The sequence below is a fragment of the uncultured Pseudoflavonifractor sp. genome, from assembly GCF_944387805.1.
Taxonomy (GTDB): domain Bacteria; phylum Bacillota; class Clostridia; order Oscillospirales; family Oscillospiraceae; genus Pseudoflavonifractor.
Genome location: NZ_CALXGI010000073.1, coordinates 1 through 12,868 on the forward strand (window position 1 = coordinate 1; position 12,868 = coordinate 12,868).

Sequence of the window (12,868 nt, forward strand, 5' to 3'; positions counted from 1 at the left end):
CATGGTTGTCCTCCTTTTCGTTGGTATTGGCCAGCGTCCGGGCCGTCCCACCTTTTAGCATTTGAACCCGGGTCCGTATCCCTCAGGCCCATGTTCAACTGCTAAAAAAGCGCTCCGGCCCGGCGGGGCCTGCGGATAGGTGCGCGCCGTCCTCCCGGAGGAGAATGGCAAGATAGGGTGGCGTGGCATGACCACGCCACCCTATCGGGAAGCTCTTACTTAATGCGTATCGACCAAAGCCCAAAGCATTGAAAGCTCTGGCTTTCAATGCCATTTGGCTTTGCTCAGGCGCAGGGGTTTGGGACAAAATTGTCTAACCCCCTTGCGCCTTCCGCTGGTGCATCTCAATGCGCCAGCGGAAATACGCATTACAGCAATGGCTGAATTCCACAAATCGGCTCTTTTGAGCCGTTTTATGGAATTGCGCGGCTGCTGCCGCGCAAATAAACCGCTTTGCGGTTTATTCAGCAGACATTACTTACGGATGCCCAGCTTGGCAATGATGGCGCGGTACCGCTCGATGTCCTTGGCCATCAGGTAGTCCAGCATCTTGCGGCGCTTACCGACCATCTTCAGCAGGCCACGGCGGCTGTGGTTGTCGTGGGTGTGAATCTTCAGGTGCTCGGTCAGCTCCTGGATGCGGGCGGTCAGAATGGCAATCTGGACCTCGGGGGAGCCGGTGTCAGTGGGGTGAGTGCGGTTGGCCTCGATAACGGCCGTCTTCTCGTCCTTACGGATCATGGATGGTTTCCACCTTTCATATCATTTGCCCGGCGGCTGAGTAACGGGTGGGCGGACCCCCGCGGATACGCGGCTTTTGTCCCGAAACTAAGCGGCAGGCGGCTGCGCACGTTTGCGTGCCATGGTAGTCTATCATATTTTGCCCACGCTGTAAAGGGAAAAATCACAATTTTCAGGTCTTTTCCCCTTGTTTCCGTCCGGCGGGCATCAGTCTGTCATCAGATGGGCGTGGATGGATTTGAGCTGCTCCAGAGGGCTCTCGCCGCCGCCCACCTCAAAGCAGACGGGCATCTCCACGCCGGCGGCCATGTAGTCCAGAATGCGGGCGCGGCACTCCTCGGCGGTGCCGGCCACCACAATCTTCTCCACCATCTCGTCGGTGACCTCGTTGGGACAGGTCTCTCCGGCCAGGAAGGCCTCCCGGAAGGGGCGGAGCACCGCCGGATCGAAGCCGGCGCAGGTGAGGATGGGCTTGTCCCCGTGGAGGCCCAGATACCGGCGGACAAAGGGCCGCATGACGTCCACTGCCTCCTGGTGGGTGGGGCGGATGCAGGTGGGCAGGTAGGCGGCCAGTCTCAGCTCCTCCGGATTGCGGCCCACGCTGCGGGCGCCCTGGGCGATGAGGTTGCGGGCGTAGGAGATGTACTCCAGGGTGCACCCGGCGGAGATGAGCACGCCGTCTGCAGCCTGGCCGGCCTGGAACAGGGCCTTGTCGCCCTTCACGCCCATGTACACCGGCAGATCCCGCCGGTAGGGCTGAAACTCCAGCTCCACGCCCTCCACATGGAACACAGAGCCGTGATAGGTCAGCTTGCCCTGGCCCACCAGGCCCTTGATGATCTCCACGCACTCCCGGGTGGCGGTAATGGGCTTGCTGTAAGGCATGCCCATGCGCGTCTCAATCCACAGCTTGTTGGCCGCGCCGATGCCGATGATGGCCCGCCCCTTGGACACCGTGTCCAGGGCCGCCGCCTCCATGGCAGAGAGCACCGGATGGCGGGTGTAGGGGTTGATGACGCCGATGCCCAGCTGGATCTTTTCCGTGCTCCGGGCCACGGCGGATGCCAGGGAGAAGGCGCCGGCATAGAAGTAGTCCTCCGCAATCCACGCCGAGGTAAAGCCCAGTTCCTCTGCCGTGCGGACCAGCTCGGTCAGTTCCTCCACCGGGTGGTGCCCCAAAAATCCGAAGCCCAGGTTGTGAATTTTCACTGCATTCTCTGCCATTTTCCCACGCCTCCATTTTTATTGGTGCTTTTTATAATACTTTTCTGCTTCTAATTTACTATGATACGCTTCAAAATGTCAATATACCGGTCTGTTTTTTGTCATTTTTTTCAGTTTAATGTGTTACTGCATCAAATTTCTAAATTTTATTTTCTCTATTGTGCCCTCTTGCGTCGTTAAAAATTTTTTATTACAATAAAAATGTATTAAATCTCCGGCTTCCGTGTGTTGTCTGGAGAGGAAAAGGAGGTCTGTCTTATGAACGACGAAAAAGAATTCCTATCCACCCCCGTACCCATGAAGGAGCGGCGCAGCTTCACCAGCGTTGCCTTCGTGTGGGTGGGCTGGTGCATCAGCGTCAGCGCCTTCCTCACCGGCGGCAGCATCGCCCAAGGCTCCAACTTTACTCAGACCGTGCTTTCCATCCTGCTGGCCAACGGAATTCTGGCCGTCATCGGCATTCTGTGCGGCTTTGTGGGCTTCCGCACCGGACTGACCACTTACAGCGCCATGAAGATGATCTTCGGCCGCAAGGGCTCCACCATTGTCAACGTGGTCAACGGCATCAGCCTGATGAGCTTTATCGGCGTGCTGATGTCCTCCTTCGCGTCCTACCTGAAGCAGCTCTATCCCTCCTTCCCCTCGGCGCTGGCCATTATCCTCTTCGCCTGCTGCATCACCCTCTCCTCCATCAACGGTATGAAGGGCCTGAGCATGCTGTCCAACATCGCCGCGCCCCTGCTGTGGGCCCTGCTGGCCCTGTGCCTGGTGCTGACCCTGGTGAACCACGGCGGCTTTGCCCCGGTGCTGGCCTGGGAGCCCGCTGCGGGCAATGAGATTTCCTTTATGGCGGCCATGAGCCTGGCCATTGCCACCTGGGTAGGCGGCGCGGGCAAGACCGCAGACCTGACCCGGTTCAACAAAAAGAAGTCCCACATTGTGGGCGGCGCCATTCTGGGCTACATCGCCGGCTCCGGCCTCTTTGAGCTCATCGCCGCCATCTGCGCCATCAGCTCCGGCGAGCCCAACATCGTCATCGTCATGGCCCGGTTCGGCCTGGTGATTCCCGCTGTTATCATCCTGGCTCTGGCCCTGTGGACCACCACGGACAACAACATCTACTCCGCCTCCCTGGCCTTCGGCGACATGTCCGAAATCCTGGGGCTGAAGATTCCCCGGAAGGTATGGGTCATCATCAACGTGCTCATCGCCCTGGTTGTGGCGCTGACCGGCGTGGCCAGCGACTTCTCCAGCTTCCTCAGCTTCTTCGGCACCATCGCCGGTCCTTTCGCCGGCATCATGATCGCTCACTTCTACCTGGTCTGCCGCCCCGGCGCCAAGAAGTACTTTGTGCCTGAGAATTTCTCCGTCCCCGGCTTTGTGGGCTGGATTCTCAGCTTTGTTCTGTCCAACCTGCTCCACTTTGACACCTTCTGGGCCGTCATCTCCGGTATCGTGCTCTACTTCCTCTCTTCTCTGCTCTTCAACAATGTCATCAAACTCAAGCAGAAGGGCGTGGAGTTCGAAATTCCCGAGGTGGAGCAGTAATTCCCCGCAAATAAATAAAAAAACCGCCTGACAGCCGTCAGGCGGTTTTTCTTTTTACTGTCCCGGCAGGTCGTTGGGCCTGGGCACTCCGGCGGCCTCTCTGGCCTCGTCGGTGCCGATGTAGGTCAGGTTGGTGAAAATGGCCTCCAGCCTCCGGTCAGGATAGTGGAGGTCCAAAAACTCCGCCACCGGCCCGGCGGCGGGAATGTCATGCTGCCGCTGGTTCATCCGGCCCAGGGCGGCGGAGGTGAGGCCGATGTCAAAGACCATCAGGACGGCCAGCGCCAGGGTGAGGGGGCGGCCCGCCCGGTTGGGGATTTTCCCGATCCAGCGGCACGCCGCCGGGTAGGCCCGCTTGACCCACAGCACCGCCGCCACGCCCCAGAACAGGGAGAACACCAGGTTCACCCGGCCGTTGATGTTGAAGGGCAGGTGGCTGTAATCCCAGAAGCAGGCGCCGAAGAGCACCTCCTGGAGCCAGGAGCAGGCGTACTCATACACAGCGCCCAGGGCGGTGCCCGCCAGCAGGATGAGGAAGGAGCTGCGCCCGGCGAGGCGGTGGAAGCACACTGTAAACAGCACTGCTCCCAGACCCCACACCAGAGAGAAGGAGCCGTAAATAACCCCGCTGCGGTTTTGCAGCTCTCCCCGGGTGAGGAGCATGAAGGCTGTCTCCGCCAGACAGCCCAGGAAGGAGACGCCCAGGAACACCCAGAAGAGCTTATAAAAGTTCACGCCCCGGGCAAAAAAGCCGGGAATATTCTCTGATGAGACGGCCTCCGTCTGCTGGGCGCCGGCGAATGCCGCGGTCTGCTGTTCTGTCATGGGGAAACTCCTTTCTCTCCAGTGCCCTGGAGCTGTGGATATCATACCACCCGGCTGCCGGGTTCAACATGAAGGAAATATTAAATTTTCATTTAACTTTTCCCCCGGCACTTCAAAGGCTCCGCCCCGGAATGGGATTTATGCTCTGTCCGGCCGCAAAAACATCCCTGCCGCCCGTTCAGGCGGCAGGGACGGGCGCTTTGACAGCGGGGTTCATTTGATGCGGAAGGTCTTTTCCGCCCGGCCCCACACCACCGCCAGGGCCACGGCGCTGTACGCGATGGTGCACGCCACCACCAGCAGGGTGAACACGCTGGTGGGCTGCTTGATCTGGAGGCACATCCAGCAAACAAAGTAGATCACCCAGTTGAGGATGCCGAAGAAGGGGTTTTTCACCGCCAGCTGGGCGGTATAGGGCTGAAAGATGTAGTAGAGGAACAGGGGGTGGACCGAAAAGAACACCGCCAAACTGAGCACTGCCAGGCAGAACAGGGCCAGAGCGCCGGTGAGGGGCGCGCCTGCGGCCAGGGTGACGGCAGCGGTGCCCACGCAGATGGCGGCGGCCACCAGCAGGTTCCGCTTGGCCACCTGGCCCAGCCGGATGGTAAAGTTGCGCAGGAGCACCTTCCGCTCCCGGTACCAGCCGTACCGGAGAAGGGCGATGTCGCAGTTATAGAACATGGCCTTGCAGATCCGCTGGCCCAGGGTATTGCAGATAAGATACATGATGAACACAAAGATGGGCAGGAACCGGACAGGGAACTCCGCCATCAGCCCGGCCATGGCCTCCCGGGCAAAGAGTACGCCCGCCAGGCCCGCCAGCACCGCCGCGGCCACCACGCCCAGGGCGTACTTCACCGGCTTGTTCAGCAGCCGCCGGTGGCGCAGGAAGAACAGGCCGTTGAGGTAGGCGTACCCTTTCATGGCGGCGACGCGGCCTCCAGCGTCCTCTGCGGCTAGGTCGGAGTCCTTCATCTGTACGTCCTTGAAGGCGGCCTGGGCGGCGTTCTGCCTGGCAGCGGCGGTGGACACATTCTCCGCCCGGCAGGTTTTCCACACCAGGGCCTGATAATGGGGATAACGGAGCAGCCAGATGCCCGCCCAGGCGCCGCAGCCCACCGACGCGATGTACACCGCCGGGTTGAACAGAAACCGCTCCATGGGCAGGGCTTCGGGCAGCAGCAGGGGCACATAGGCCCCGGCCAGAGCCAGCACCGTGACCGCCGCAATATACCAGAAGCTCTTGCCCGGCTGCTTCTCTCCCCGGCTCCACATCCACACGTGGAAAAACTCTCCCAGAACGCGGAAGGCGGCCATCTGCACCGAGAGGAGCAGTCCCGCCCACCAGCCGGAGCCAAAGAGGGCGGCAAAGACCATCAGGGCCGGGGTGAAGGTGACAAAGGTCAGCAGATGCATCCACCCGGCGGTGGCGGCCAGACTGGCCCGGGCGCTCATGCCCATCTGCCGTACGCAGGTGTACTTGACCAGGCTGGCGGTGAGAATATTGGACTGGAGGAAGGCCCCGCCGAAGAAGCTGAGGAAGAACAGGGCGGTGAGGAAATGCTGCCACAGTCCCGCCGTGCCCAGGTCCTCCCGGATCAGCATGGCGGGCAGCAGGCAGCAGAGGAACAGGTAGACAAACTTTCCGGCAAAGGCGCCGAGAATTTTCAGCGCCTCCACCGCGGCCATGAGGCGCTGCTTGCCCGCCGAGGCGGCGTACAGCCGGTCAGGGAACATGCGGCGGATAAGGGGGATTTTCTTCAGCCAGAAGAGGAAGCGGTTGCAGCTCATGGCCGACTGCACCCGGAACACATTGCGTACGTCCTTAATCATGGCCTTCCTCTTCTTTCAGCAGCTCCACCACCCGGTTCTCGAACTCAGGCGTGTGGATGATGGACGGGTCCACCTCCTCCAGCACGCCGTGGTGGAGGAGGACAATCTCGTCGCACAGGTCGGCGGCCAGCTGGAGAATGTGAGTGGAGAAGAGGATGATGTGGTCCTCCTTCATCTCAATGAGCAGGTCCTTCATCTCCTTGGCGGCCACCACGTCGAAGGAGGTGAGGGGCTCGTCCAGCAGGATGACCGGCGGCCGGGCGATGAGGAAGCAGAGCATCTGCATCTTGTTCTTCATGCCGTGGGAGTAGTCCTTCATCAGGCGGCAGCGGTCCTCGGCGTCAATGCCCACCAGGTCCAGCCAGTCGTCGGGGGTGCGGCCGCTGGGGTCCTTGCCGGCGTTGATCTCCTGGAAGAACTTCACGAACTCCCAGCCCGTCAGGAACTCGGGCACCACCGGCGTGGACAGCACATAGCCCACGTCCCCCTCGGCCAGGGGGCGGCGCTGGCCGTCCCCGTCCTCCACGCAGAAGGCGCCGCTGTCGGGCGGAAACTCTCCGGCCAGGCAGTTCATCAGGGTGGTCTTGCCTGCGCCGTTGCGGCCCAGCAGGCCGTAGATCCGGCCCTGATCAAAGGAGAAGGACGCCCCCTTGAGCACCTGCTTTTCCCCAAAATGCTTCTCGATTTCTTCCAAAATGAGCTTCATACGTCTCTCACTTTCCGCCGCCTTCCCGGGCGGCTTCCCCTTGTTACAGCTCCTTCTGGAGCCTCACCAGCTGATACATGTAAATTACGAAATGGGCCAGGTAGGCCAACATCACCACCACCATCACCGCCATGGACACGTCCAGCGCCAGCAGAATGACCCACTGGATGATAAAGATGGGGGTGGCGGCCAGCAGACAGCGGTAGGCGGCGATGCCCCGGAGCATCTGGTTGCGCTCGTCCTTCTCCTCCCGCTCCGCCGTCCTGCGGGCCTTCTCGTTGCGGCGGTAGTACCGGGCGAAGAGGGCCTTGACCGTCAGCAGTCCGCCCAGGGCGCCCCCTGTGCCGGCCAGCAGGCCGCCCGCCAGCCGGGGCAGCTCCAGGCCCAGATTGTCCCCCACCAGCACCAGGAGCACGGCCAGCCAGCTGACCCCCGCGCCGATCCAGTACAGAATTTCCTTACTCCTCTCCCTCTTCTTCATAGAGAAAGACCTCCTCAATGGTGGTTTCAAACAGCCGTGCAATCCTGAAGGCCAGCAGGATGGACGGGTTGTACCGCCCGTTCTCCAGGGAGCCCACCGTCTGCCGGGATACCTCCAGCGCCTCAGCCAGCTCCTCCTGGGTCATACCTCTGGCCTTCCGCAGCTCCTCCAGCCGGTTTTTCAAACCCTCGCCCCCCTCCAAAATGGAAAGCTCGCTTTCCTTTCTGTGGCCTCAGTATAGTCCCGCCGTCGTATTTTGTCAAGTTAACTTTCCATTAAAATCATCTTTACAAAAAAACAGGACAGCGGATGCCGCAGCACCCGCCGTTCTGAGACAGAGACATGATTCATACAGGCAGCGCGCCAGCCACCCGCTCCCGCTGTAAGTCATACAGCACACCGTCCTGCGCCACATAGTAGGCGATAGGCCCGGCATAGTACTTCCGCGCATCCGGGTAGTCCCGGTAGGGGTTGGACTCGCCCCCCTCCAGGCAGATCAGGGTGGCCCGCTCCATAATCAGGTACCCCTGGGGAGAGAGCACCAGGATATGGGACGCCTCACCCCGCAGATTATACAGCAGCTCCATGGAGGCGGCCTCCCCCATGTCCCGCATCTCCAGCGCAGCGGCAGCCTTGTCCCGCTCAACTCCGGTTATGACCGGGCCGCCTTCGGGTTCTCTCACAGCGGCTGTGGTGCACAGCAGCAGTCCGGCCAGGATGCACAGGGCCGCCAGCCTGCGGCCGGTTCTTCGTCTCATATCCACACCCCCTTTTTCAACTCCATTATAGCAAAATAGAGGACGGATTTCACCCTTACCGGTGCTTTTTATCAAAAAACAGGCGCCCGCAGAAGCGGGCGCCTGTTTGGCGGTGTTATGAGAATCTCTTACTGCTCGGCCTTGACAACAGCGGCGCAGCGGGGGCAGAGCTCGGGGTGGTCGTGGTCCTCGCCCACGTGCTCGTTGTACATCCAGCAGCGGGCGCACTTGGCGCCGGAGGCCTGCTCCACCTGGACGGTCAGCCCGGGGACGACCTCGCCCTTGTAGCCCTCGCCGGAGCCGATGACGGCGTCCACGTGGGAGACGATGCAGATGGTCTCCAGGTCCTTGGTGTCGAAGCCGCCCAGGGGGCCGCGCCACAGGGCCTGAGCCTCGTCGCCGTCAAAGTACAGGGTGACGGCGGCCTCCAGGCTCTTGCCGATGCGCTTCTCGCCCCGGGCAATCTCCAGGGCCTTGTTCACGTCAGTGCGCAGGGCCATGGCGGCCTCCCAGCGCTCCGCGTCGGCCTGGGGCAGGGCCAGGGCCTCGTCGAAGTCAGGCATCTCGTTAAAGAGGATACACTCGGCATCGGCGGTCCTGTCGTGGGGCATGGCCTGCCAGATCTCCTCGCTGGTGAAGGCCAGGATGGGGGCCACCAGACGGGTCATGCCGTCCAGAATCCGGTACAGGGCGGTCTGGGCGGAGCGGCGGCCGGCCTCATCGCCGCAGTAGAGGCGGTCCTTGATGATGTCGAAGTAGAAGTTGGACAGGTCCACCACGCAGAAGTTGTACAGGCTGCGGTAGACGCCGTGGAACTCGTACTTGTTGTAGAAGCTGCGCACGGTGCGGGCGAGCTCATTGAGCCGGGACAGGGCCCACTTGTCCAGATCCATCAGATCGGCGTAGGCCACGGCGTCGGTGTCCGGGTTGAAGCCGTTCAGGCTGCCCAGCATATACCGGGCGGTATTGCGGATCTTCAGGTAGGCGTCGGACAGCTGCTTCATGATGTCCTTGGAGATACGCATGTCCTGGGTGTAGTCGGCGGAGGCTACCCAAAGGCGGAGCAGGTCGGCGCCGTAGTCCTTGATGATCTCGTCAGGGGACACGGCGTTTCCCAGGGACTTGTGCATGGCCTTGCCCTCGCCGTCCACGGTCCAGCCGTGGGTGGTGATCTGCTTGTAGGGGGCAATGCCGTTGACGGCGATGGAGGTGAGCATGGAGGACTGGAACCAGCCGCGGTACTGGTCGCCGCCCTCCAGGTACAGGTCGGCGGGGTACTTCAGGTAGGGGCGCTCTGCGGCCACGGCGGCCCAGGTGGAGCCGGAGTCGAACCACACGTCCATGATGTCGGTCTCCTTGGAGAAGTGGGCCTTGCCGCACTTGGGGCACACGAAGCCCTCGGGCAGCAGGTCCTTGGCCTCCCGCTCGAACCACACGTTGGAGCCGTGCTCCCGGAACAGCTCGGCCACATGGGCGATGGTCTCGGGGGTGACAATATCGGCGCCGCAGTCGTCGCAGTAGAAGATGGGAATGGGCACGCCCCACACCCGCTGGCGGCTGATGCACCAGTCGTTGCGCTCGGAGATCATGGAGATCATGCGCTCCTTGCCCCACTCAGGCTTCCACTGGATGCCCTCGCAGGCCTTGACGGCGGCATCCTTGATGGCGTCCACGGAGCAGAACCACTGTTCGGTGGCCCGGTAGATGATGGGGTTCTTGCAGCGCCAGCAGTGGGGGTAGGAGTGGGTGATGTTCTCCTTGGCCACCAGGAAGCCCTCGGCCTCCAGGTCGGCCACCACCATGTCGTTGCCCTTGGCGTAGAACTGGCCGTTGTAGCGCTCGTCGGTCATGACGCCCTTGGCGTTGACGGGCACGGGGACGCCGATGTGGGTGAGGCCCGCCTTATCGTACTGCTGGCAGATCTGGAAGTCCTCCGCGCCGAAGCCGGGGGCGGTGTGGACGCAGCCGGAGCCGGCGTCCAGGGTGACGTGGTCGCCGTTGAGGATGACGGACTCACGGTCGAACAGGGGGTGGGTGGCGGTCATCAGCTCGAACTCGCTGCCCTTCAGGGTGGCCAGCACCTTGCAGGCGTCGTAGTCGATATGGGCGGCCTTGCACACGCTCTCGGCCAGGTCCTTGGCCAGGATATACACCTCGCCGGAGGGCACCTGAAGGAGCACATAGTCAAAGCCGGCGTTGAGGCAGATGGCGAAGTTGCCGGGGATGGTCCAGGGAGTAGTGGTCCAGATGACAAAGTAGGTGCGGCTCAGGTCGGCGTACTGGCCCAGCTTGCCCTTGTCGTCCCGGACGGGGAATTTGACGAAGATGGTGGTACAGGGGTCGTCGGCGTACTCGATCTCAGCCTCGGCCAGAGCGGTCTGGTCATGGGGGCACCAGTACACCGGCTTCATGCCCTTGTAGATGAGGCCCTTCTCGGCCATCTTGCCAAAGACCTCGATCTGCTTGGCCTCAAACTCGGGCAGCAGGGTGATATAGGGGTTCTCCCACTCACCCAGCACCCCCAGCCGCTGGAACTGGCCGGTCATTTTGGCGATATAGCTCTCGGCGTACTCCTTGCACTTGGTGCGGAACTGGGCGGTGGTCATCTCCTCCCGCTTCACCTTCTTGTCCTTGAGGACAGCGGACTCGATGGGCAGGCCGTGAGTGTCCCAGCCGGGCACATAGGGGGCGCACCAGCCCGTCATGTTGCGGTGCTTGACGATGATGTCCTTGAGGATCTTGTTCAGGGCGGTGCCGATGTGGATGTTGCCGTTGGCGTAGGGAGGGCCGTCGTGGAGGACAAAGGTGGGCTTGCCCTCGTTCTTCTTGATCAGCTTGTGGTAGATGTCCTTCTCCTCCATGGCCTTGAGCATGTCGGGCTCGCGCCGGGGCAGGCCCGCCCGCATGGGGAAGTCCGTCTTGGGGAGATGGATGGTCCTGTTGTAATCCATGGGTTGTTTCCTCCTGATTTCTATGAAACATAAGTTTTAGTACGATAGGATGACTTTACGGCAGGTCTCGCACAGGTGGGCAGGGATGGTCTTTCCAGCCAAGGATAGTTTTTGCAGCACCACATCTCCCTCTCCGGGCCAGGCGCTGAACCGGCGATCCTTGGGTGTCCACAGAATCCGGTAGCCACCGGCGCTCACAAATCCCTCGCGCATGGGGTTCCCACATTGGGGACAGTTCATGTTGAAAGCACCTCCTGTGATCAAAAAAGCGCCCCTGTCTCCCAAAAGAGACAAAGGCGCAAACCTCTGCGGTACCACTCTTCTTGCCGCAGGCATGCTGCGGCCGCTCAAGCCGGCGGATAACGGCGCCGCCCGTACCGGCTTAGTGGGGTCAGGCCCGTTCAGCCGGAGGCTCCGAGGTGATTTTCGTCCGTCCGCCTCTCCGCCTCTCACCAAAACGGCGGCTCTCTGGGCAGGCTGGGCCGGATTACTCCTCCTCTTCCTTGCGTTTGCTGTATGAACAAAAAACACGGAGAAACACCCGTAAGGGCGTTTCTCCGTGTATCTTACCTGTTTTCCCCGGTTATGTCAAGGGGAATCACTTGATTTCGTAATCTTTTCCGAATTTCAGATTGCTGAAGTCGATGCGGCGGGTGGGAGAGTCGTCCTCATCCTCGTCCTCATCCTCGTCCTCATCGCGGCGGCGGGTCCGGCGGTCGCCCCGGTGCTCCCTGTGCTCCCGGCGCTCCGTCTGAGACGGCTGCTCCTCCGGCTGATCCTTCTGCTCCATGCCCAGAAGCTCGGCGTACAGGCCGCCGTCCTCCTCCTGGCTGTCGCTGACGGTCTCTTCCTCATCCTCTGCCTCCTGAGTCTCCGCCTGAGGCAGCTCCCCGGTCTCCTCCTCCACAATCTTCTCCATGGAGGACTGGATGTCCCGGGCAGCCTGCTCAGTCTGGCTGGGGGCAGGGGCAGTCAGCTGAGACAGGCCGTTGAGATAGTCCATCTCGTGCTGGTAGAGCTCTTTCAGCTTGGCCACATAGGCGGCGGTGGACTCTTTTGCCGCGTTCAGGCGCAGCTGCTCATTCTCCAGCTCCTTGCGCAGGCCGTCAACCTTGGCCCGGGCTTCGCCTTCAGCGGTGCCGATGAGCTTGGACCGCTTCTCCTCCGCCTCCCGGACAATCTCGTCCGCCGTCCGCTGGGCTGCCAGCAGGGCCTTGCGCATGCCCTCCTCGGTGGAACGGTACTCCTCCACCTTCTCCACCAGCACCTTCATCTTGCTCTTGAGCAGGGCGTTCTCCTTGTAGAGGGCGGTATAGTCCTCGGTAAGCTGGTCCAGGAACTCGTCCACCATAGCCATATTGTAGCCGCCGAAGCTGGCCTTGGCAAATGCGTGCTGAGAAACTTCCTGCGGTGTCATCATATCCAATTCCCCCGTTTCTCTTTAAAGGGTACAAAATTTTCTCCCCAGCCGGTGCTGCGCGCCGTCCGGGGGCCCCATTTCTACATCTGCTCGGGCGAAATAAATCCGCCCGGCAGCAAGGTTTTGGCTGCGCCAAAACGCTTGGTTCGGCGTAACCGCCGCCCCACCTGCGGCGGGGCCCCGGTGGCCATTTCTCAGAAATACAGCCCGTTGTTCTCCAGCTCGTCGATTAAATCGCCGAGAATATCCACGTTGTAGGGCGTGATGATATAGGTGGAGATGGCCTCCCCAGCCGGTGCTGCGTGCCGTCCGGGGGCCCCATTTCTACATCTGCTCGGGCGAAATAAATCCGCCCGGCAGCAAGGTTTTGGCTGCGCCAAA

General features: G+C 61.4%; 12 protein-coding genes, 1 pseudogene and 1 other annotated feature. Of the genes and pseudogenes, 1 reads left to right on the forward strand and 12 read right to left on the reverse strand.

Features of this window, described 5'->3' with window-relative positions; all coding sequences use genetic code 11:
- Positions 1-474: 474 nt before the first annotated feature.
- Both rpsO and Q0K06_RS12535 read right to left on the reverse strand, forming a co-directional pair.
- Complete coding sequence (gene rpsO, locus Q0K06_RS12530) at positions 475-741, reverse strand: 30S ribosomal protein S15 (RefSeq protein WP_294517964.1); 267 nt, start codon at positions 739-741, stop codon at positions 475-477.
- Positions 742-948: 207 nt separating this feature from the next.
- A complete protein-coding gene (locus tag Q0K06_RS12535) occupies positions 949-1,965 on the reverse strand; it encodes an LLM class flavin-dependent oxidoreductase (protein WP_294553099.1) in 1,017 nt (338 codons plus the stop codon).
- A gap of 258 nt (positions 1,966-2,223) precedes the next feature.
- On the opposite strand from Q0K06_RS12535, the gene Q0K06_RS12540 reads away from it, so the two are divergent.
- Positions 2,224-3,513: a cytosine permease gene (locus Q0K06_RS12540; RefSeq protein WP_294553101.1), complete on the forward strand. Its 1,290-nt coding sequence runs from the start codon at positions 2,224-2,226 to the stop codon at positions 3,511-3,513.
- 54 nt (positions 3,514-3,567) lie between these two features.
- On the opposite strand, the gene Q0K06_RS12545 is transcribed toward Q0K06_RS12540, so the two are convergent.
- The 10 genes and pseudogenes from Q0K06_RS12545 to Q0K06_RS12590 form a co-directional block, all read right to left on the reverse strand.
- Positions 3,568-4,338, reverse strand: a complete 771-nt coding sequence (locus Q0K06_RS12545; RefSeq protein ID WP_294553103.1) for a putative ABC transporter permease — start codon at positions 4,336-4,338, stop codon at positions 3,568-3,570.
- 213 nt (positions 4,339-4,551) lie between these two features.
- Positions 4,552-6,171 (reverse strand): hypothetical protein, encoded by a 1,620-nt coding sequence (locus Q0K06_RS12550; RefSeq protein WP_294553105.1) that lies wholly within the window; start codon positions 6,169-6,171, stop codon positions 4,552-4,554.
- Complete coding sequence (locus tag Q0K06_RS12555; RefSeq protein ID WP_294553108.1) at positions 6,164-6,877, reverse strand: ABC transporter ATP-binding protein; 714 nt, start codon at positions 6,875-6,877, stop codon at positions 6,164-6,166. Before Q0K06_RS12555 ends, Q0K06_RS12550 begins: the two co-directional genes overlap by 8 nt.
- A 43-nt stretch (positions 6,878-6,920) precedes the next feature.
- Positions 6,921-7,358 (reverse strand): hypothetical protein, encoded by a 438-nt coding sequence (locus Q0K06_RS12560; RefSeq protein WP_294553110.1) that lies wholly within the window; start codon positions 7,356-7,358, stop codon positions 6,921-6,923.
- The gene (locus tag Q0K06_RS12565) at positions 7,336-7,542 is read right to left on the reverse strand and encodes a helix-turn-helix transcriptional regulator (protein ID WP_294553113.1); all 207 of its coding nucleotides are present in this window, start codon (positions 7,540-7,542) and stop codon (positions 7,336-7,338) included. The genes Q0K06_RS12560 and Q0K06_RS12565 overlap by 23 nt, the downstream gene beginning before the upstream one ends.
- A 163-nt stretch (positions 7,543-7,705) precedes the next feature.
- The gene (locus Q0K06_RS12570) at positions 7,706-8,116 is read right to left on the reverse strand and encodes a hypothetical protein (protein WP_294553116.1); all 411 of its coding nucleotides are present in this window, start codon (positions 8,114-8,116) and stop codon (positions 7,706-7,708) included.
- A gap of 128 nt (positions 8,117-8,244) precedes the next feature.
- Positions 8,245-11,067: an isoleucine--tRNA ligase gene (gene ileS / locus Q0K06_RS12575; RefSeq protein WP_294553119.1), complete on the reverse strand. Its 2,823-nt coding sequence runs from the start codon at positions 11,065-11,067 to the stop codon at positions 8,245-8,247.
- 36 nt (positions 11,068-11,103) lie between these two features.
- Positions 11,104-11,307 (reverse strand): PF20097 family protein, encoded by a 204-nt coding sequence (locus Q0K06_RS12580; RefSeq protein ID WP_294553122.1) that lies wholly within the window; start codon positions 11,305-11,307, stop codon positions 11,104-11,106.
- A 43-nt stretch (positions 11,308-11,350) separates the two neighbouring features.
- Positions 11,351-11,580 (reverse strand) — a binding site (T-box leader).
- Positions 11,581-11,665: 85 nt separating this feature from the next.
- A complete protein-coding gene (locus Q0K06_RS12585) occupies positions 11,666-12,487 on the reverse strand; it encodes a DivIVA domain-containing protein (protein ID WP_294553126.1) in 822 nt (273 codons plus the stop codon).
- A 194-nt stretch (positions 12,488-12,681) separates the two neighbouring features.
- Positions 12,682-12,868, reverse strand: a pseudogene (locus Q0K06_RS12590) (hypothetical protein); the annotation flags it as partial.

Bases quoted from the DNA above. Each gene is read 5' to 3' on its own strand.
- rpsO (WP_294517964.1), bottom strand. From the start codon at position 741: ATGATCCGTAAGGACGAGAAGACGGCCGTTATCGAGGCCAACCGCACT.
- Q0K06_RS12535 (WP_294553099.1), bottom strand. From the start codon at position 1,965: ATGGCAGAGAATGCAGTGAAAATTCACAACCTGGGCTTCGGATTTTTG.
- Q0K06_RS12540 (WP_294553101.1), top strand. From the start codon at position 2,224: ATGAACGACGAAAAAGAATTCCTATCCACCCCCGTACCCATGAAGGAG.
- Q0K06_RS12545 (WP_294553103.1), bottom strand. From the start codon at position 4,338: ATGACAGAACAGCAGACCGCGGCATTCGCCGGCGCCCAGCAGACGGAG.
- Q0K06_RS12550 (WP_294553105.1), bottom strand. From the start codon at position 6,171: ATGATTAAGGACGTACGCAATGTGTTCCGGGTGCAGTCGGCCATGAGC.
- Q0K06_RS12555 (WP_294553108.1), bottom strand. From the start codon at position 6,877: ATGAAGCTCATTTTGGAAGAAATCGAGAAGCATTTTGGGGAAAAGCAG.
- Q0K06_RS12560 (WP_294553110.1), bottom strand. From the start codon at position 7,358: ATGAAGAAGAGGGAGAGGAGTAAGGAAATTCTGTACTGGATCGGCGCG.
- Q0K06_RS12570 (WP_294553116.1), bottom strand. From the start codon at position 8,116: ATGAGACGAAGAACCGGCCGCAGGCTGGCGGCCCTGTGCATCCTGGCC.
- ileS (WP_294553119.1), bottom strand. From the start codon at position 11,067: ATGGATTACAACAGGACCATCCATCTCCCCAAGACGGACTTCCCCATG.
- Q0K06_RS12580 (WP_294553122.1), bottom strand. From the start codon at position 11,307: ATGAACTGTCCCCAATGTGGGAACCCCATGCGCGAGGGATTTGTGAGC.
- Q0K06_RS12585 (WP_294553126.1), bottom strand. From the start codon at position 12,487: ATGATGACACCGCAGGAAGTTTCTCAGCACGCATTTGCCAAGGCCAGC.